This window comes from Phenylobacterium sp., from assembly GCF_044236515.1.
In the GTDB taxonomy this organism is placed as follows: domain Bacteria; phylum Pseudomonadota; class Alphaproteobacteria; order Caulobacterales; family Caulobacteraceae; genus Phenylobacterium.
Map to the genome: position 1 here is coordinate 1 of NZ_JBIIGK010000048.1, position 18,843 is coordinate 18,843.

An 18,843-nucleotide genomic window follows, 5' to 3' on the forward strand; every position below is an offset into this window, starting at 1 on the left:
ACCGCTCGCGCTCGGTCGGCGACAACAGGTTCGAGACCACGCCCACCGCCCGGCTGGCGTCGAGCACATAGGTCGTCGAGCCCGACTTGTACTGCGGAGCGATCTTCACCGCGGTATGGGTCTTCGAGGTCGTCGCGCCTCCGATCAGCAGCGGAATCCTGAACCCGCGCCGCTCCATCTCGCCAGCGACGAAGGCCATCTCGTCCAGGCTCGGCGTGATGAGGCCGGACAAGCCGACCATGTCGACCTTGTGCTTTTCCGCCTCGTCCAGGATGCGGTCGGCCGGGACCATCACGCCCAGGTCGATGACCTCGTAGTTATTGCACTGCAAAACCACGCCGACGATGTTCTTGCCGATGTCGTGTACGTCGCCCTTGACGGTCGCCATCAGGATGCGACCAGCGCTCTTCTGGCCGCCGCCGTCCTTCTCCGCCTCCATGAACGGCATCAGATAGGCGACCGCCTGTTTCATCACCCGCGCCGATTTCACCACCTGCGGCAGGAACATCTTGCCCGCGCCGAACAGGTCGCCGACGACGTTCATGCCATCCATCAGCGGACCTTCGATGACGTGCAGCGGCCGCTCGGCCTGCGCCCGCGCCTCTTCGGTGTCGGCCTCGATGAACTCGGTGATGCCGTGGACCAGGGCGTGGCTCAGCCGCGCCGCCACCGGCTGCTCGCGCCAGGCCAGGTTGACGACCTTGGCCTCGCCCTTCTGGCCCTTGTACTTGGGAGCGAGGTCGACGAGCCGTTCGGTGTTGGAGACCTCCGTTTTCGAAGGCCGGTTGAGGATGACGTCTTCGACCAGCTCCCTCAGTTCCGGCTCGATGTCGTCGTAGACGGGCAGGTCGCCGGCGTTGACGATGCCCATGTCCATGCCGGCGGCGATGGCGTGGTAGAGGAATACCGAGTGGATGGCCCGGCGCACCGGCTCGTTCCCGCGGAACGAAAAGCTGACGTTCGAGACGCCGCCTGAGATCCGCGCGTGCGGACAGACCTCCTTGATCCGCCGCGTGGCCTGGATGAAGTCGACCGCGTAGTTGTCGTGCTCCTCGATCCCCGTCGCCACGGCGAAGATGTTGGGGTCGAAGATGATGTCCTCAGGGGGGAAGCCGACCCGCTGCACCAGGATGTCGTAGGCGCGCTTGCAGATCTCGACCTTGCGGTCGGCCGTGTCGGCCTGGCCGACCTCATCGAAGGCCATGACCACCACGGCGGCGCCGTAGCGCAGGCAGGCCCTGGCCTGCTCCAGGAACTTCTCTTCGCCTTCCTTCAGGCTGATCGAATTGACGATCGCCTTGCCCTGTACGCACTGCAGCCCGGCCTCGATCACCTCCCATTTGGAGCTGTCGATCATCACCGGCACGCGGGCGATGTCCGGCTCGGCGGCGATCAGGTTCAGGAACGTCCGCATGGCCGCGACGGAGTCGAGCAGGCCCTCGTCCATGTTGACGTCGATGACCTGGGCGCCGGCCTCGACCTGCTGGCGCGCCACGCTCAGGGCCTCGGGGTAGTTCCCCTCGGCGACAAGCTTACGGAATTTGGCCGAGCCGGTGACATTCGTCCGCTCGCCGACGTTTACGAAAGTGGGGCGCATCAGATCAGCTCGAACGGCTCCAGGCCGGCCAGCCGCATGGCCGTCGGCCGTTCGGGGATGGCGCGGGGCTTCAGGCCACGCACTTCGTCGGCGACATGGCGGATGTGGTCCGGCGTCGTGCCGCAGCAGCCGCCGAGGATGTTGACGAGGCCGTGCTCGGCCCACTCGTGCAGCATGTGGCCGGTCTCGTCTGGGGTCTCGTCGTATTCGCCCATGGCATTGGGCAGGCCGGCGTTCGGATAGGCGCTGACCAGGGTGTCGGCGATCCGCGCCAGCTCGGCGATGTGCGGCCGCATCAGGTCGGCGCCGAGCGCGCAGTTCAGGCCGATGGCGAACGGCTTGGCGTGACGGACCGAATTCCAGAACGCCTCCACCGTCTGGCCGGACAGGGTGCGGCCCGAGCGGTCCGTGATCGTGCCGGAGATCCAGATCGGCAGCTCTTCGTAGCCCTCGTCCTGAAGGTCGAGGATCGCCTTGATCGCCGCCTTGCAGTTCAGGGTGTCGGTGATCGTCTCGATCAGGAACAGGTCGACGCCGCCATCGTGCAGCGCTCGCACCTGTTCGACATAGGCGGCATAGACCTGCTCGAAGGTCACCTTGCGCGCGCCGGGATCGTTCACGTCCGACGACATCGACAGCATCACCGGCAGCGGCCCGATCGAGCCGGCGACGAACCGCGGCTTGTCCGGCTCCTTGGCCGTCCAGCGGTCGGCGACCTCGCGGGCGATCCGGGCGCCCTCGAAGTTGATGTCGCGCACCGCCGCCTCCAGCCCATACTCGGCCTGGCCGATCGAGGTCGCCGAGAAGGTGTTGGTCTCGGAGATGTCGGCGCCGGCGGCGAAATACTGGTCGTGCAGGTCGGCGATGATGTCCGGCCGCGTGATGCAAAGGGCGTCGTTGTTGCCCTTCAGCTGGCCCGGCGCGTCGGCGAAGCGCTCGCCCCGATAGTCGGCCTCGTCCAGGCCGCGCTTCTGGATCATCACGCCCCAGGAGCCGTCCAGGATCAGCACGCGCTCGCGAGAGGCGGCCTTCAGGGCGGCGATACGGTCCTGGCGGGTCATGCCGCGGCCTCGTTGGTTGCGGGTTCCGCCTCGCGCACGCCGAGCACCCGGCAGATCGCATAGGTCAGGTCGGCGCGGTTCAGCGTGTAGAAGTGGAAGTCCGAGAACCCCTCCTCAGCCAGCCGGGCGCACATCTCGGTGGCGATCGAGGCGGCGATCAGACGGCGGGTCTCCGGGTCCTTGTCCAGCCCCTCGAACAGGTTGGCCAGCCACGGCGGCACGGCGATTCCGATCGGCCCGGCCATCTTCTTCAGGCCCTTGAAGTTGGTCACCGGCATGATCCCCGGCGAAATCGGGATGGTCACCCCGGCCTTGCGGACCCGGTCCATGAACCGCAGGAAGCCGTCGATATCGAAGAAGAACTGAGTGATCGCCCGCGTTGCGCCGGCGTCGACCTTGGCCTTCAGCACGTCGATGTCGTGGTCGATGCCGCTGCTTTCCGGATGCACCTGCGGATAGAGCCCGACGCTGACCTCGAAAGGCGCGATGGCGCGGATGCCAGCGGTCAGTTCGGTGGCGTTGGCGTAACCGTCGGCGCGCGGCGTGTAGGCGCCGCCGATCTGTCCCGGCGGGTCGCCGCGCAGGGCGACGATGTGGCGGATGCCGGCGTCCCAGTAGTCCTGGATCACCTCGTCGACCTGCGCACGGCTGGCCTCGACACAGGTCAGGTGCGCGGCCGGCTTCAAGGTCGTCTCCTTCAGCATCCGCAGCACGGTGCGATGCGTCCGGTCGCGGGTCGAGCCGCCGGCCCCGTAGGTTACAGAGACGAACGTCGGGTCCAGCGGCTCCAGCCGCCGGATCGCCTCCCACAGGCTCTCTTCGGCCTCGGGCGTCTTCGGCGGCGAGAACTCGAAAGACACCTGCGGCTTGGGCCGCCCCCCGACGCCGGCGCGGGCGATCGGGCCCAAGGCGCTTGCCGGAACGGTCTCGGGGGCGGTCATGCGGCGGTCCTTTGCGGCTGGCCGGCGCGTTCGGCGGTCCAGATCTTGACGGTGAGGCCCCCGGCCTGAGCCGGCGGCAGAGCGGCGCTCGCGCAGACCTTGAGGCCCGCGGCGGTCAGCCAGCGGCCGATCTCCGCGTCAGCGAACCCGAGCCGGCGGTGTTGATGCTGTTCGCGCAGGAACTCCAGGCTGTGCGGCGCGAAATCGACGATGATCAGCCGGCCGCCGGCCTCGACGATGCGCGCCGCCTCCTTCACCGCCGCCGCCGGGTCGGCCAGGTAGTGCAGCACCTGGTGGACGACGACCAGGTCGGCGGCTTCGGCCGGCAGGCGCGTGCCGAAGATGTCTCCGTGCCTGAGCTCGCAGCGGTCCAGGCCCGCCTCGGCGACGTGGTTGCGGGCGATGTTGAGCATCTGCTGCGACAGGTCGAGGCCGAGCGCATGGTCGGCCTGTGGGCCGAGCAGGGTCAGCATCCGCCCGGTGCCGCTCCCCAGGTCCACCAGCCGCCGGTAGGGGCCCGGCCCGGCGGCCTCGAGGATCGCCGCCTCGACCGCCGCGTCCGACACATAGAGCGAGCGGATCTCGTCCCAGCGGGCGGCGTTGCGCGCGAAATATTCCGCCGCCGCGTCGGCGCGCTCGGCCCGCACCGCGGTCAGGCGCTCGGCGTCGCGGGCCAGGACGGGATCGGCCGGATCCAGCCGCGCCAACGTCTCGCTGACTAGCTCGGCCTCTTGCCCGCCGTTGGTAAGCCGGTAGAAGACCCACGCGCCGTCCGGGAAGCGTTCCACCAGCCCGGCCTCGGCCAGCAGCTTGAGGTGCCGCGAAACCCGCGGCTGGCTCTGGTCCAGGACGCGGCAGAGCTCCAGCACCGCGAGCTCGTCGCGCGCCAGCAGCGCCAGGATGCGCAGCCGGGTCGGCTCGCCCGCTGCGCGCAACACCTCCACCGCTTCAGCCGCCGAAAGCCTCATAGGTCACATAAAGATATCTTTATGTGTTTATGTCAACGCTTCCGCAGCGATTAGTACCCCTTGCACGCCTTCTATCAGCCCGGCGGCTCTAGGCTCGAGCCTCTGAACGCCGGCGCGGACGGGCGCCACAACCCAATGCATTGAACCCCAACAGAAAAGACGATGACAGAACGATTACGCCATTAAGTCCTCAGCAGGATTATCGACCTACGGTGCGGTAATGCGTTCCTCTCTGGGACAATTCGCGAGCCCTAGGGCGCAGTCGGCGTCACGCCTGCTGGCGATCTTGTTCGTCCCGGCAATCTTAGGGGCCGCGGCCCTGCTCTGGTCGGTATGGCTGGCAGCCGCGGAGGTCGACCGCACGGCGCGCTTGCAACAGGAGCAGATGGTCGCCCACGCCATACAGCTTCGCCAAGCCGACATGCGCAAGGATATGGGCAACGCCCATTGGGACGACGCGGTCCTCAACCTGGACCTGACATTCAACCGCGCGTGGGCAGAGTATTTCCTGGTCAGCTTCGAGAGCGAGCTCGTCTACGTGCTGGATGGCGCGGGCGATATCCTGGTCGAGAAGGCGGACCATGCCGATCATGTGCGGTTGCGCGAGCGCGCGCAGCCGGCGTTCAACGATCTCGTCTCCGCGATCCGAGCGGCAGAGCGCGCGCGCGCGCGCCTTCAACGCGGGACGCCGATCCTGAAGATGGTCACGGCGCACACGGCCGCCGTGGTCGATGGCCAAGTGTATCTACTTGCCGCAGCGCTTATCCAGCCGGATCGCGCCGTCTATCTGCCGCGCAAGCGGGCTCCGATCGTGATCACGATGAAGCCGGTGGACCGGGCATTCATCTCCACCCTCGGCAGCACCTACATGCTGCAGAAGCCCCGCTTGACCCTCGGGCCGACGCGCACGGACGGGGAAGCCGTTGCGCCGATCTACGACATCCGAGGCAATCCGGTCGCCCAGCTGAGCTGGCGCGCGCCGAACCCCACCCAGACGTTCGCAGGGGCCGTATGGCCGCCCCTCTTGATTCTTCTGATGCTCATTCTCGGGGCGCCCGCGGCGGTGATCTGGCGTGAGCGCGGAGTTAGCGCGCACCTGCGCGCCGCCAAGGTGGCGGCCGAAGCGGCCTCTTCGGCGAAGAGCGAATTTTTGGCCAACATGAGCCACGAGATCCGCACGCCGCTGAACGGCATCCTTGGCATGGCTCAGGTCCTGCAGCGCAGCCAGATGCCCGCCGACCAGCGGGAGTCGGTCAACATCATCGTTCAGTCCGGCCGCAGCCTGCTGATGGTGCTGAACGACGTCCTCGACTTCTCCAAGATCGAAGCCCGCCAGCTGACCATCGAGAATGTCGAGTTCGACCTGCGCGAGGCTGTTGAAGGGGCCTGCCTGCCCTACCACCCGATTGCGGACGAGAAGGGCGTCTCCTTCTGCGTTGTGGTCGCCGAGGAAGCCTGTGGAGTCTGGCGCGGCGACGGCCTGCGACTGCGCCAGATCCTCGCCAATCTCACCTCCAACGCGGTGAAGTTCACCAGCGAGGGCATGGTCTCGGTCCGCGTCGGCGCCGATCCACAGGGCTTGGTGATCGACGTCACCGACAGCGGCATCGGCATGCCGGCCGACCGTCTGTCAGACCTCTTCAAGCCGTTCACCCAGCTGGAGAGCTCCACCTCGCGCCGGTTCGGCGGCACCGGCCTGGGTCTGGCGATCAGCGCCCAGCTCGCCAAGCTGATGGGCGGGACCCTGACGGCGACCAGCGAGCCCGGCCGCGGTTCGACCTTCCGTATCGCCCTGCCCTTCGTGCGCCTCGGCGCGGCGGCCGCAACGGACGATGCGGTCGAGCCGCCGCCGGCTCTCGCGGCGAAGATCCGCATCCTGGCGGCCGAGGACAACCCGGTGAACCAGCGCGTGCTGGCGGCGATGCTGGAGCCGATCGGCGTCGATCTTCACTTCGTCGGCGACGGAGAGGCGGCGCTCGAGGCGGCCATGACCCACGGGTTCGACCTGATCCTGATGGACCTGCACATGCCCGGCCGCGACGGCCTGTGGGCGGCCCGCGAGATCCGCGCCGCCGAGGCCCGGACCGGTCGCGCGCGCACGCCGATGGTCGCGCTGTCGGCCGACGCCATGTCGCATCAGGTCGAGGCCTGCCTGGCCGCCGGCATGGACGGCCACGTCGGCAAGCCCATCCACTGGGAAGAGCTGATCGCCGCCATCGACACGGCGCTGAGCGCTGCGCCGCCGGCCTCGGACCGGACGACCGCCGCGGCCTAGGGCTCGAAGCGCAGCTCAGCTGCAGCGGCGTTCGACTATCGGGCGAACTTCTGGAACTTGATCCGGTGCGGGATCAGGCTGTCGGCGCCCAGACGACGCTTCTTGTCCTCTTCATAGGCTTCGAAGTTGCCTTCGAACCACTCGACGTGGCTGTCGCCCTCGAACGCCAGGATGTGGGTGGCCAGGCGGTCGAGGAACCAGCGGTCGTGGCTGATGACCACGGCGCAACCCGCGAACTCTTCGAGCGCCTCTTCCAGATTCTGCAAGGTCTCAATGTCGAGGTCGTTGGTCGGTTCGTCGAGCAGGATGACGTTGCCGCCCTCGGTCAGGGTCTTGGCGAGGTGGACGCGGTTGCGCTCACCGCCAGACAGCTGGCCGACCTTCTTCTGCTGGTCGCCCCCCCGGAAGTTGAACGAGCCCACGTAGGAGCGAGTGTTGATCTCGCGCTTGCCGACCGAGAGAATGTCGAGGCCGCTGGAGATCTCCTGCCAGACCGTCTTGCTCGGATCGAGCGCATCGCGGCTTTGGTCGACGTACGACAGCTTCACGGTTTCGCCGACGCGGAAGGTGCCGCCATCGGGCTGTTCCTGGCCGGTGATGATCTTGAACAGGGTCGACTTGCCGGCGCCGTTGGGGCCGATGACGCCGACGATGCCGTTCGGCGGCAGCTTGAACGAGAGGTTCTCGAACAACACCTTGTCGCCGTAGGCCTTGGACAGGCCGTCGGCCTCCAGGACCACGTTGCCGAGCCGCGGGCCGGGCGGAATCTGGATGGCCGCGAAGGACTGCGCCTGACGCGCGTTCTCCTGCTCCAGCACCATCTCCTCGTAGCGCGCCAGGCGCGCCTTGGACTTGGCCTGACGGGCCTTGGCGCCCGAGCGCACCCATTCCAGTTCGCGGGTCATCGCGCGCTGGCGGGCCTCGCTCTCCGACTGCTCCTGGACGATGCGCTTGGTCTTCTGCTCGAGCCAGCCCGAGTAGTTGCCCTCGTAGGGGATGCCCTTGCCGCGATCGAGTTCCAGGGTCCACTTCGTGACCTGGTCCAGGAAGTAGCGGTCGTGGGTGACGAGGATGACGCAGCCTGGGAAGGCTTCCAGGTGATGCTGCAGCCAGGCGACGCTTTCGGCGTCCAGGTGGTTGGTCGGCTCGTCGAGCAGCAGCATGTCGGGCTTGGAGAGCAGCAGCCGGGCCAGCGCGATGCGGCGCTTCTCACCCCCCGAGAGCTTGTCGACCGGCCAGTCGTTCGGCGGGCAGCGCAGCGCGTCCATCGCCATCTCGATGCGGCTGTCGATGTCCCAGAGGTCGCCGGCGTCGAGCTTCTCCTGAAGGGCGGTCATCTCCTCCATAAGCTCATCCGTGTAATCCTCACCCATCAGGGTGGCGACTTCGTTGTAGCGGTCGAAGATCTTCTTCTCTTCGCACCAGGAGATGACGTTGCCCCAGACGTTGAGCTGCTCGTCGAGCTGCGGCTCCTGCTCCAGGTAGCCCATCTTCACGCCGTCGGCGGCTTTGGCCTCCCCGGAAAACTCCTTGTCGATCCCGGCCATGATCTTCAGCAGGGTCGACTTACCCGAGCCGTTGACGCCGACCACGCCGATCTTGGCGTCGGAGTAAAACGACAGCCAGATGTTCTCGAAGACCTTTTTGCCGCCGGGATAGGCCTTGGTCAGGCCTTGCATCTGGAAGATGTACTGCTGCGCCATGGGGCGTTCGCGCTCGTCTGGTCGAGGGTGGGGGGAAGGCGAGCAGATAGCGGGCGGGGGCGGCGCGCGCAATGCGTGCCCCGAAACAACAGGGGAACCCGGCCGGCGGGCCCCCGGTTATCGCTGCGCCAATTCCGGAGGACCGATCATGCACCGTGATGAAATGAAGGGCGCCGCCAAGGACGCCAAGGGCTCGCTCAAGGAGGCCGCCGGCCGCGCCACGGGCGACGAACGGCTGGAAGCCGAAGGTACGGCCGACAAGGTGGCCGGCAAGGGCCAGAAGGCCGTCGGCAATATCAAGGAAGCCGCGCGGGACATCCTCAAGCACTGAGGCGCTGCACCCTCGGACAATCGGGGCCGCGTCGAAAGGCGCGGCCCTTCTTGCATCTTCGACGCCACCAAAACGGCCAAGCTGCGTTGTGTCGCCCATGAGCATCGCGTTCCGCGGCCTGGGCCGCCTCAACACCCTCCCCCTTCTCCTGATCCTTGCCGCCCTGGCGTTGATCCTGGCCGCCTGCGGACGACCCGCCGACGGCGTGATGAAAGGCGCCGACGTCGAGCACGCCATCGAGGTGCTGGACGCCGCCCCGACCCACGGCTTCCCGCAGGGCGCCTTCAATACCAAACGCATCGCCGAGCTCAGCCAGTCGGAGGACGGCAAGGCGGTGGCGGAGCGAGATCGGCTCCTGCGCGCCGCGCTGATCTCCTATGCCGAGGCCCAGCACGGACTTGGACTGCCGAAGGCCAGCCTGCCCAAGGATTGGGGCATGCGGCCCAAAGCCTATGACGCCGAGGCCGAGCTCGATGCGGCGATCAAGGCGGGCAAGGTCCGTGAATGGCTGGATGGCCTCGCGCCGACTGCGCCCGCCTACAGGGCGCTGCAGGAGGCCTATGGTCGCTATCTGAAGGTCGCGGCCGCCGGCGGCTGGCCGGAGGTCCCGGAAGGCTCCTTCACCCCGGGCGCGACCGGCCCCGCCGTCGACGCGCTGCATCGCCGCCTGGCGGCCGAGGACGCCGCCCTGGGTGAGACGCCGACCGGCGTCGTCTTCGACCCGGCCCTGGCCGAGGCGGTGCGCCGCTTCCAGGCCGCACACGGCCTGCCGACCACCGGTCAGGTGGACGCCGCCACCCGGACGGAGATGAACGTCTCGGCGATGGGCCGTGCGGCGCAGATCCGCGCCAATCTGGAGCGCCTGCGCTGGCTGCCGCGCGACGAGCCGGCGACGCGCATCGACGTCAATTCCGCCGCCGGTCTCGTCGACTATGTCGTCGACGGCAAGATCTCGACCCGTCTGCGCGCCGCGGCCGGCAAGCCGGGCGATGAAACGCCGATCCTCGCCTCGACCATCGACTCCATCGTCATCAACCCGCCGTGGAACGTGCCGGAAGGCATCGCCAAGGAAGAGCTCTATCCGAAGGAAGCCGCCAATCCCGGCTACTTCGCCGCCAACGACTTCGAGGAGATCGACGGCCGGCTGGTGCAGAAGGCCGGGCCGAAGAGCGCGCTGGGCCTGGTGAAGTTCGACTTCGACAACCCCTACGCCGTCTATCTCCACGATACCCCGTCGAAGGCCGCCTTCTCCCAGACGCGCCGCGCGGTCAGCCATGGCTGCGTCCGGGTCGAGCATGCTGTCGGCTTCGCACGGATGCTGGTCACCCAGCAGCCGGGCTGGTCGGCCAGCCGGTTCGACGAGGTGCTGGCGTCCGGCGAAACCACCGCAGTCAAGCTCACCAAGCCGACGCCGGTGCGACTGATGTACCTGACCGCCTTCCCGGAGAACGGCCGCATCGCCTTCCGCCCGGACGTCTACCGCTGGGACGCCGAACTGTTGCGCCTGATGGACGGCCACTTCGGCAAGGTCTGATGTCCCGGCTGTCGCAACCGACCACTCGCAAAAGGGTTGTTGCCGCGTCCCTTCCTATGACCTCTGTGGAGCCCCTCCGATGAAGATCAGCGAGATCATGTCCCGCGACGTGGCGACCGTCCGTCCCGATGAGACCATCCAGGCCGTAGCCCAGCGGATGGCGCAGATCGACGCCGGCGTCATTCCTGTTTGCGATGGTGAGCGCCTGGAAGGCGTCGTCACAGATCGCGACATTGTCGTCCGTGCCGTGAGCGAAGGGCGCAGCTTCCAGACGCCGGTGTCGGAGGTGATGACGTCCGGCGTCGAGTACTGCTACGAAGACGACGACATCAGTGAAGCTGCCGACCGGATGGCGGAGCTTCAGGTGCGCCGGCTCGCCGTCCTCGATCGCGACCAGCGCTTGGTGGGCATCGTCGCGCTCGGCGACGTGGCGAGGCAGGCGAAGGACAAGGTCACTGGCCAAACTCTGGAAGAGATCAGCGAGCCGAACCGCCAAGCTTAGGCTCAAGGCACGCAAACAGCGCGACCGGGATCGTTCGGCCGCGCTGTTCGTTGCCGCTTCAACGAGCATCACCGAGAGAAACAAGGCACGCCGCATGTTTGACGTCGTCGCGCCCGCGGATGGGAACCTGATTCGTCTGGACCCAGCCGAGACGCCGATTCTGCCTGGCGAGGCGGCCGGTTTCCACCTGATCGACACGACGATGATGTACGCCCCGAAGTCCGGCGGCGTGAAACGCTACCTGCTCGCCAAGCGCGCGTGGCTGAACGCCCGGCGGCCGGACGTGCGCCATACCTTGGTGGTGCCGGGCGCCCGGACCGAGGCGGAGGCCGACGGCCTTGTCAGCGTGGCCGCGACCCGCCTGCCCTTCGGCGACGGCTACCGGATGCCGGCCAGCCTGACCAAGTGGGAGACGGTGCTGCGGCTGCTGGAGCCCGACATCATCGAGGCCGGCGACGTGTTCGTGCCTGGGCATGCCGCCCTTGAGGCCGGCGAGGCGCTCGGCGTGCCGGTGGTCGGCTTCTGCCACACCGACGCCGCGACCCTGGCGGCGCTGCATTTCGGCGAGTGGGCGGAAGCGCCGACCTTCAACTTCTGGGCCCAGGCCTACCAGCGGTTCGACCACGTCGTGGCCCCGAGCCAGCACATGGCCAACCGGCTGCGCGAGGCGGGCGTCGAGCGTCTGACCGTTCAGCAACTCGGGGTCGACACCGAGCTCTTCCACCCGAGCCGCGCCGATCGCAACAAGCTATTGAAGAAGCTCGGGCTCGCCTCCGACACCCGGCTGCTGGTCTTCGCCGGGCGGCCGGCGCGGGAGAAGAACATCGAATCCATGGTCGCGGCGGTGGAGGCTCTCGGCGGGCCCTACAAGCTGTTGCTGATCGGCGCCGGCAAGGACGTCGGCTATTCGCCGAACGTCATCTGCCTCGATTTTGAACGTGATCCGGTGAAGCTGGCCGGCATGATCGCGTCGTGCGACGCCTGCCTGCACGCGAACGAGAACGAGATCTTCGGTCTGGTGGTGCTCGAGGCCATGGCCGCCGGCCTGCCAGTGGTCGGCCCGAGCCGCGGCGGTGTCTCCGAACTGATCGACGAGACGGTGGGGCAGCGCGCGGCGACCGCCGATGGGCCTGGCCTCGCCGCCGCCATCGAGGCGCTGTTCGCCCGCGATGTGGCCGAACTGTCGGTCGCGGCGCGCCGGCGGGCCGAGACGCGCCACGGCTGGGACACCACCTTCGAAGCGCTGACCCGTCTTTACGGCCAGCTGCTGATCGGCCGCCAATCGCCCCTCGCCCTCAGCGCCTGACGGCGGCGGCTCGCGCCGCCGTCTCCGGCCGGACTGGAAGCCCATGCGTACCGAGACTCCACAGCCGATCCGGCTCGCCGACTACCGCGCCCCCGCCTACCTGGTGGACGAGGCGCACCTGACCTTCGACCTCCAGCCCAACACCACGCGGGTCAGGGCTCGGCTGACCATCCGGCGCGGCAGCGAGGCGGCCGAGCCCCTGCTGTTCAACGGCGAGCGCCTGAAGCTGATTTCGGTGGCCATCGACGGCGCCGCCGCCGACGCCGTTTTTGACGGCGAGATCCTGACCATCGCAGAGCCGCCGGCGGCCTTCGTCCTTGAGACCGAGGTCGAGATCGATCCGGAGAACAACAAGTCCCTGGACGGTCTCTACATGTCCGGCGGTCGGTTCTGCACCCAGTGCGAGGCCGAGGGCTTCCGCAAGATCACCTTCTGGCCCGACCGCCCGGACGTGCTGGCGCGGTTCACCGTCCGTATCGAGGCCGACAAGCGCTTTGGCCATCTGCTGTCGAACGGCAACCTCATCGAGGCCGGCGGCCTGCCGGGCGGGCGCCATTACGCCGTCTGGAACGACCCATTCCCGAAGCCGTCCTACCTGTTCGCCCTGGTGGCCGGCGAACTCGACGTCCTGGACGACAAGATCACCACCATGAGCGGCCGGACGGTCGACCTCAGGATCTATGTCGACCCCGGCATGGCCAGCCGCGCGACCTACGCCATGGACGCGTTGAAGCGATCGATGAAGTGGGACGAGGAGGCGTTTGGGCGCGAGTACGACCTCGACCTCTTCATGATCGTCGCGGTTCGCGACTTCAACTTCGGGGCAATGGAGAACAAGGGGCTGAACATCTTCAACAGCTCCCTGCTGCTCGCCGATCCGGCCACTGCGACCGACGCCGACTACGAGCGCATCGAGAGCGTTGTGGCGCACGAGTACTTCCATAACTGGACCGGCAACCGCATCACCTGCCGCGACTGGTTCCAGCTCTGCCTGAAGGAGGGCTTCACCGTCTTCCGCGATCAAAGCTTCTCGGGCGACATGCGCGGCGAGGCGGTGCAGCGCATCAAGGACGTGAAGGCGTTGCGGGCCCGCCAGTTCGCCGAGGACCAGGGCCCGCTGGCGCATCCCGTGCGGCCGGCCAGTTATCTGAAGATCGACAACTTCTACACGGCGACAATCTATGAGAAGGGCGCCGAGGTGATCCGCGTCCTGAAGGCGTTGATCGGCCCCGAGGCGTTCCGCAAGGGCTCTGACCTCTACTTCGCGCGCTGGGACGGCCATGCAACGACGGTCGAGGCGTTCGTCGAGTGTTTCGCCGAGGCGTCGGGCCGCGACCTTTCCCAATTCTTCGCCTGGTACGAGCAGGCGGGCACACCCCGCGTCACCCTGACGAGCCGCTACGATCCGGCCCGTCGGGAGTTGCGGCTGGACCTGGCGCAGGCGACCCCGCCAACCCCCGGCCAGCCGGACAAGCGGCCCCTGCCGATCCCGGTGGCCGTCGGCCTTCTGGACGCCGAAGGCCGCACTCAGGCCTTCGAGCGCGACGGCGAGACGATGGACGAGACTGTGCTGGTGCTGGATCGGGACAGCGCCAGCTTCACCCTCACCGGCGTCGCCGCCCGGCCGGCGATTTCCGCCTTGCGCGGGTTCTCGGCGCCGGTGGTGTTGGAGACCGACGCGCCGCCCAAGGACCGCTACGTCCAGTTGGCTGCCGATCCGGATCTGTTCAACCGCTGGGAGGCCGGCCAGGACCTGGCTCGCGGCCTGATCCTGTCGCGGGCCGTCGGCAAGCCCGACGAGGTCAACGAGGAACGGTTCGCCGAGGCGGTGGGCCGCGCCCTGGCCGACCAGGCGGCGGACAACGGGTTCAAGGCCCTGTTGCTGACTTTGCCATCGGAGGGCGACCTGGCGTTGGCGATGACGCCGGCCGATCCCGCCGCGCTCCACGCGGCGCGGGACGCCCTGCGGCTGCGCCTCGCGCTGCATCTGGAAGAGGAACTGCGACGGCTGCACACCGGTCTGCAGGACCTGGGCGAGTTCTCGCCCGACGCCGCCGGAGCCGGGCGCCGGGCGCTGCGCAATGCCGCCCTTGAGCTGATGGCCGCCAACCCGCGCAGCGACGTCGCCGACATCGCCGCCGGTCATTACCGCGCGGCAGTGAACATGACCGACACCATGGGCGGCCTTACCGCCCTGATGCTGATCGGCGGGACGGCCTACGACGAAGCCCTCGCGGACTTCTTCCAGCGCTGGAAAGACGAGCCGCTGGTCATCGACAAGTGGTTCGCCTTGCAGGCCCGCGATCCGGCCGAGACAGTGCTCGGCCGCGTCATCGGCCTGACCGCCCATCCGGCTTTCGACGCTCGCAATCCGAACCGGCTGCGGGCCTTGGTCTCCAGTTTCGCCAACTTCAACCCCGTGCGGTTCCACGACCCGAGCGGGGCCGGCTACCGGTTCCTGGCCGACCAGATCCTGGCCGTCGACGGCTTCAACCCGATGATCGCCGCCCGGCTGGTCGATCCCCTTGGCGGCTGGCGGCGATATCGCCCCGAGCTCAGCGCCCTGATGCGCGAGCAACTGAAGCGGATCGCCGGCACCGAGCGGCTGTCGAAGAATGTCTTCGAGCTGGCCTCGCGGGCCCTTTCCGACGAGTCCTGACGCCGCAGGCCCCAAGCGCCACGGTGACGGATTCGCCGACGCACCCTAGACTCCTGATTTGCGGGTGATCATCGACGCAAGAGGGGGCGGCACGGCGTGGCCAGGCGCGGGGGCGAGCGCGAGACGGAGGCGGCGCGCGGCGCGCAGCCGCCGAGCTATCGCTTCGCCCGCATCGCCATCCTGGCGACCCTGCTGCTGCTGGCGATCTACACCGCCGTCGCCACCGCCGGACCGGGGGCCGAGCGACCCGCCGACCTGATCGCCCTCGCGGCGCCGCTGGCCGCGGCCCTGGTGCTGGGCGTCATCCTGCTGGTCGAATGGCGGCGGGTGGAGCGGGCTCACGCCGGCTATTCCGATAGCGAGCACCGGTTCCGCCTGGCCGTCGAGGCGGCGCGCTGCGGCATCTGGGAATGGGACCTGACCACCGACAAGATCTTCATGTCCGACGTCACCGCCGCCCTTTTCGGCTGGCGCGGCGGCACGGTTGACGGCCAGCAGGTGCTCGACCGCGTCGCCCCGGGCCACCGCGACGGTTTGCGCGACGCCCTGGCCAACGCGGCGATCTATGGCGGGTTTGACGTTTGCTTCCAGGTGCCCTCGCCGATCGGCGGACGGCCGGTGTGGATCGACGCCCGGGGCGAAGGCTTCGGGGCCGCGCCCGAGGGCGGCTTTGCGCGGATCATCGGCGTCGCGCTGGACGTCACCGAGGAGCGTCTGGCCCAGGCCCGAGCCCAGACCGCCGAGACCCGGCTTCGCGACGCGATCGAGAGCGTTTCGGAAGGTTTCGTGCTGTGGGACCGGCACGGTCGGCTGCTGATGTGCAACAAGACCTACCGCACCCTGTTCCGGCTGGACCCGCAGCTGCTGACGCCGGGGGTGCAGCGCGAGCACGTCGACAAGGTCGCCCAGCTGGCCATCCGCCAGGAGTACGCCGCGGCCGGCGCCGCCAAGGGCGTGCGCGAAGCCGAGCTGGTCGACGGGCGCTGGGTGCAGATCTCTGAGCGGGGCACCGCCGAGGGCGGTCTGGTCGTCACCGCTGCCGACGTCACGGCGCTGAAGGCTCAGGAAGAGGCCCGTCGGCGCAACGAGGAGGCGCTGCGCAAGGCGGTGGTGAACCTGGAGGCCAGCCAGGGCGAGCTCTCTGACCTCGCCCGCAAGTACGAGGCCGAGAAGGTCCGCGCCGAGAGCGCCAACAAAGCCAAGAGCGAGTTCCTGGCCAACATGAGCCACGAGTTGCGCACCCCGCTGAACGCGATCAACGGCTTCTCCGAGATCATGCTCGGCGAGATGTACGGACCGCTCGGCGACCGGCGCTATCGCGACTACGCCCGTGACATCTTGCATTCCGGCCAGCACCTGCTGGCGCTGATCAACGACATCCTCGACATGTCGAAGATCGAGGCCGGCAAGATGACCTTGCGCCTGGAGCCGGTGTCGATCGAGGAATTGGCCGAGGACGCGGCCCGCCTGGTCCGCAACCGCGCCGAGACAGCCGGGCTGACGTTGGCGCTGGAGTTCGCCGACCTACCGGAGGTCGAGGCCGATTATCGGGCGATCAAGCAGGTGCTGCTGAACCTGCTGTCCAACGCCATCAAGTTCACGCCGCGCGGCGGCCGGGTGACGATCCGAGCGGAGCGCCGGGACGATCACCTGGGGTCGCGGATCCGGGTCGCGGTGCAGGACACCGGCATCGGCATCGCCCGCGAGGACCTGGAGCGGTTGGCCCGCCCGTTCGAGCAGATCGAGAGCCAGCATTCGAAGACCCAGCAGGGCACGGGCCTCGGCTTGGCGCTGAGCAAGGCGCTGCTGGAAATGCACGGCGGGCTCTTGTCGCTGAAGAGCGCGCCGGGCCAGGGCACCGAGGCCAGCTTCCTGCTGCCGGTGCGGCAGACGGCCGTCGACCTGCCGCGCGACGCTCAGCCGGCGACGATCTTCTCGTAGGCCTTGCGGGCCGCGGCCTGGGCGGTCGCAAGGCGCGTCATCAGGCCCTTTAGGTCGCGAGCGCCGCCGGCCCGGGCGAGAAGGGCGCGGAACGCCTTCGGCTCGTCCGAAGGGTCGACGCCATCTTCGAGGGCGACCTTGAGAAGCTGGGTGAGGTCCTGCTGCAGGCGCCAGGCTTTCTCGAGATCCTGTAGGGGGGCGGCCGGCGCGAGGCCGCGCTCGCGGAACGCAGCCAGGGCCTCGGCGGTGTTGGGCGTCAGCGGGCCGCCATCGGCGGCGTGGGCCAGTTGCAGAAACTGTGCGGCGAATTCGATGTCGACCAGGCCGCCGGGGCTGAGCTTGAGGTCCCAGTCGCCCTTCGGCGGCCGTTCGCGCTCCAGCAGCTCGCGCATCTCGCGCACATCGGCGGCGGTGCGCTTGCGCTTGCGGGGCCGGCGCAGGGCAGCCTCGATCACTGCCTGGGCGTCGGCGGCGAAGGCGGGGGTGCTGGCCCAGACGATACGGGCCCGGGTCAGGGCGAGCAGCTCCCAGGTCTCGGCCTCGCCGCCTTTGTAGTAGACGTCGAAGGCGGCGGCGCTGACCGCCACAGGCCCGGAAGTGCCGGACGGCCGCAGCTGCATGTCGACCTCGTAGAGGCCGCCTTCCGCCGTCTGGCTTGAGAGGGCCGCGATCAGTCGCTGGGTGAAGCGGCCGTAGAAGGTCGCCGCGTCCCAGCCCTTGGTCGCCGACATCGCGGCCGGATCGGCGGCGCGGTAGAGGGTCATCAGATCGAGGTCAGAGCCGGCGCTCATTTCGCGCGAGCCGCCCTTGCCGAGGGCGACGACGGCCACTTCGCCGGGGAAGTCGCCGCCGAGGCGCACGGTTTCGGCCAGGGCGGCGGGGGCCAGGGCGCCGATGCAGACGTCGGCCAGGTCGGCGAAGGCCTTGCCGGCCGCCTCGGCGCTGGCCGAGCCGCTCATCACCTGGACTCCGACGCGGAAAGCCTGTTCGCGATGCACGCGGCGGACGGCGTCCATGGTGGCCTCGAAGCCATCGGCGCGGGCGAGGACGAGGTCCATGGCGGCGCGGTCTTCGGCGATGTCGATGGCCTGGAAAAACTCGGCGTCGAGCATGGCGTCGATGGCCGCGGGGCGGCGGGACAGGGTCGAGGCGAGGCGCGGGGCGAAGGCCATCACCTGAACCACCAGCTCGAAGAGCTTCGGCTGGGCGAGGAACAGGGACTGGAGCTGCACGCCGGAGGAGAGGCGGGCGAAGAAATCGGAGAAGCGGTTGAAGGCCGCGTCGGGAGCCCCGGAGGCCTGGAAGGCGTCGAGCATGCGGGGGGCGAGGCGGGTGAAGAGCTCTCGGCCGCGCTCGGTGCGGGTGGCCGGGATGCGGCCGTGGTGCCAGCTGCGGATGGTCTGGGAGACCCGGGCCGGGTTGGTGAAGCCCATCCGGGTCAGGGTGGTGAGGGTCTCCGGGTCGTCGTCGACGCCGGTGAAGACGAGACTGCCGAACCGCGAGGAAAGCTGCTCTTCCTCAGGGAAGAGCTCGGCGTAGCGGCGGTTGACGGTCTTCAGCGTGCGGGTGAGGGCGGCGTCGAAGCTCGGCAGGCGGGTGAAGCCCGAGAGGGCGGCGACCCGGCGGCGCTCGGCGTCCGATTCCGGCAGGCGGTGGGTCTGTTCGTCGGCCAGCATCTGGATGCGGTGCTCGGCCGCGCGCAGGACCCGGTAGGCCTCGGTGAGCTCCGTGCAGGCGTCGGGGGTGACGTGGCCGGCGGCGGTCAGCGCGGAAAGGGCGTCGAGCGTGCGCTGGCTTCGCAACTCAGGGTTGCGCCCCCCAAGGATAAGTTGCTGGGTCTGGACGTAGAACTCGATCTCGCGGATGCCGCCGCGGCCGAGCTTGAGGTCGACCCCCTTGGCGCTCATTCGCTCGTCGACCTTGTAGGCGTGGATCTGGCGCTTGATGGAGTGGATGTCGGCGATGGCCGCGAAGTCGAGGTTGCGGCGCCAGACGAAGGGCTGGAGCTCGGCCAGGAAGGCGCGG

13 protein-coding genes are annotated in these 18,843 nt (G+C 68.5%); 7 read left to right on the forward strand and 6 right to left on the reverse strand.

Annotated features, from left to right (window positions below):
- From ACILRF_RS07280 to ACILRF_RS07295, 4 genes are all read right to left on the reverse strand, one after another.
- Positions 1 to 1,597, reverse strand: a 1,597-nt coding sequence (locus ACILRF_RS07280; protein ID WP_395671619.1) for a dihydropteroate synthase, incomplete at its 3' end; no start/stop codon positions are given.
- Entirely contained in the window at positions 1,597 to 2,658 is a 1,062-nt protein-coding gene (locus ACILRF_RS07285; protein WP_395671620.1) for a homocysteine S-methyltransferase family protein, read from the reverse strand. The genes ACILRF_RS07280 and ACILRF_RS07285, both read right to left, overlap by 1 nt.
- Positions 2,655 to 3,599, reverse strand: coding sequence for a methylenetetrahydrofolate reductase [NAD(P)H] (gene metF / locus ACILRF_RS07290; RefSeq protein WP_395671621.1), 945 nt, complete (start codon positions 3,597 to 3,599; stop codon positions 2,655 to 2,657). Before metF ends, ACILRF_RS07285 begins: the two co-directional genes overlap by 4 nt.
- Positions 3,596 to 4,567, reverse strand: coding sequence for an ArsR/SmtB family transcription factor (locus ACILRF_RS07295; protein WP_395671622.1), 972 nt, complete (start codon positions 4,565 to 4,567; stop codon positions 3,596 to 3,598). The genes metF and ACILRF_RS07295 overlap by 4 nt, the downstream gene beginning before the upstream one ends.
- 370 nt (positions 4,568 to 4,937) lie before the next feature.
- On the opposite strand from ACILRF_RS07295, the gene ACILRF_RS07300 reads away from it, so the two are divergent.
- A complete protein-coding gene (locus tag ACILRF_RS07300) occupies positions 4,938 to 6,842 on the forward strand; it encodes an ATP-binding protein (protein WP_395671623.1) in 1,905 nt (634 codons plus the stop codon).
- Between the two features lie 35 nt (positions 6,843 to 6,877).
- Here ACILRF_RS07300 and ettA read toward each other — a convergent pair whose 3' ends face one another.
- Positions 6,878 to 8,545 carry an energy-dependent translational throttle protein EttA gene (gene ettA, locus ACILRF_RS07305; protein WP_395671624.1) on the reverse strand — a complete coding sequence of 556 codons (1,668 nt, stop codon included), beginning with the start codon at positions 8,543 to 8,545 and terminating at the stop codon, positions 6,878 to 6,880.
- A gap of 148 nt (positions 8,546 to 8,693) precedes the next feature.
- Here ettA and ACILRF_RS07310 point away from each other — a divergent pair, with 148 nt between their 5' ends.
- The 6 genes from ACILRF_RS07310 (at position 8,694) to ACILRF_RS07335 (ending at position 16,818) form a co-directional block, all read left to right on the forward strand.
- On the forward strand, positions 8,694 to 8,876 hold the full coding sequence (locus tag ACILRF_RS07310; RefSeq protein ID WP_395671625.1) for a CsbD family protein: 183 nt from the start codon (positions 8,694 to 8,696) through the stop codon (positions 8,874 to 8,876).
- 97 nt (positions 8,877 to 8,973) lie between these two features.
- Positions 8,974 to 10,410 carry a murein L,D-transpeptidase gene (locus ACILRF_RS07315; protein ID WP_395671626.1) on the forward strand — a complete coding sequence of 479 codons (1,437 nt, stop codon included), beginning with the start codon at positions 8,974 to 8,976 and terminating at the stop codon, positions 10,408 to 10,410.
- A gap of 79 nt (positions 10,411 to 10,489) precedes the next feature.
- The gene (locus tag ACILRF_RS07320) at positions 10,490 to 10,912 is read left to right on the forward strand and encodes a CBS domain-containing protein (protein WP_395671627.1); all 423 of its coding nucleotides are present in this window, start codon (positions 10,490 to 10,492) and stop codon (positions 10,910 to 10,912) included.
- Positions 10,913 to 11,006: 94 nt separating this feature from the next.
- Positions 11,007 to 12,218: a glycosyltransferase gene (locus tag ACILRF_RS07325; protein ID WP_395671628.1), complete on the forward strand. Its 1,212-nt coding sequence runs from the start codon at positions 11,007 to 11,009 to the stop codon at positions 12,216 to 12,218.
- A 43-nt stretch (positions 12,219 to 12,261) separates the two neighbouring features.
- Entirely contained in the window at positions 12,262 to 14,877 is a 2,616-nt protein-coding gene (gene pepN, locus ACILRF_RS07330) for an aminopeptidase N (RefSeq protein ID WP_395671629.1), read from the forward strand.
- Positions 14,878 to 14,973: 96 nt separating this feature from the next.
- Positions 14,974 to 16,818, forward strand: coding sequence for an ATP-binding protein (locus tag ACILRF_RS07335; RefSeq protein ID WP_395671630.1), 1,845 nt, complete (start codon positions 14,974 to 14,976; stop codon positions 16,816 to 16,818).
- Here the strand turns inward: ACILRF_RS07335 and ACILRF_RS07340 are convergent.
- Positions 16,794 to 18,843, reverse strand: a 2,050-nt coding sequence (locus ACILRF_RS07340; RefSeq protein ID WP_395671631.1) for a bifunctional [glutamine synthetase] adenylyltransferase/[glutamine synthetase]-adenylyl-L-tyrosine phosphorylase, incomplete at its 5' end; no start/stop codon positions are given. The two genes, ACILRF_RS07335 and ACILRF_RS07340, sit on opposite strands and share 25 nt — an antisense overlap.

Bases quoted from the DNA above. Each gene is read 5' to 3' on its own strand.
- ACILRF_RS07285 (WP_395671620.1), bottom strand. From the start codon at position 2,658: ATGACCCGCCAGGACCGTATCGCCGCCCTGAAGGCCGCCTCTCGCGAG.
- metF (WP_395671621.1), bottom strand. From the start codon at position 3,599: ATGACCGCCCCCGAGACCGTTCCGGCAAGCGCCTTGGGCCCGATCGCC.
- ACILRF_RS07295 (WP_395671622.1), bottom strand. From the start codon at position 4,567: ATGAGGCTTTCGGCGGCTGAAGCGGTGGAGGTGTTGCGCGCAGCGGGC.
- ettA (WP_395671624.1), bottom strand. From the start codon at position 8,545: ATGGCGCAGCAGTACATCTTCCAGATGCAAGGCCTGACCAAGGCCTAT.
- ACILRF_RS07310 (WP_395671625.1), top strand. From the start codon at position 8,694: ATGCACCGTGATGAAATGAAGGGCGCCGCCAAGGACGCCAAGGGCTCG.
- ACILRF_RS07315 (WP_395671626.1), top strand. From the start codon at position 8,974: ATGAGCATCGCGTTCCGCGGCCTGGGCCGCCTCAACACCCTCCCCCTT.
- ACILRF_RS07320 (WP_395671627.1), top strand. From the start codon at position 10,490: ATGAAGATCAGCGAGATCATGTCCCGCGACGTGGCGACCGTCCGTCCC.
- ACILRF_RS07325 (WP_395671628.1), top strand. From the start codon at position 11,007: ATGTTTGACGTCGTCGCGCCCGCGGATGGGAACCTGATTCGTCTGGAC.
- pepN (WP_395671629.1), top strand. From the start codon at position 12,262: ATGCGTACCGAGACTCCACAGCCGATCCGGCTCGCCGACTACCGCGCC.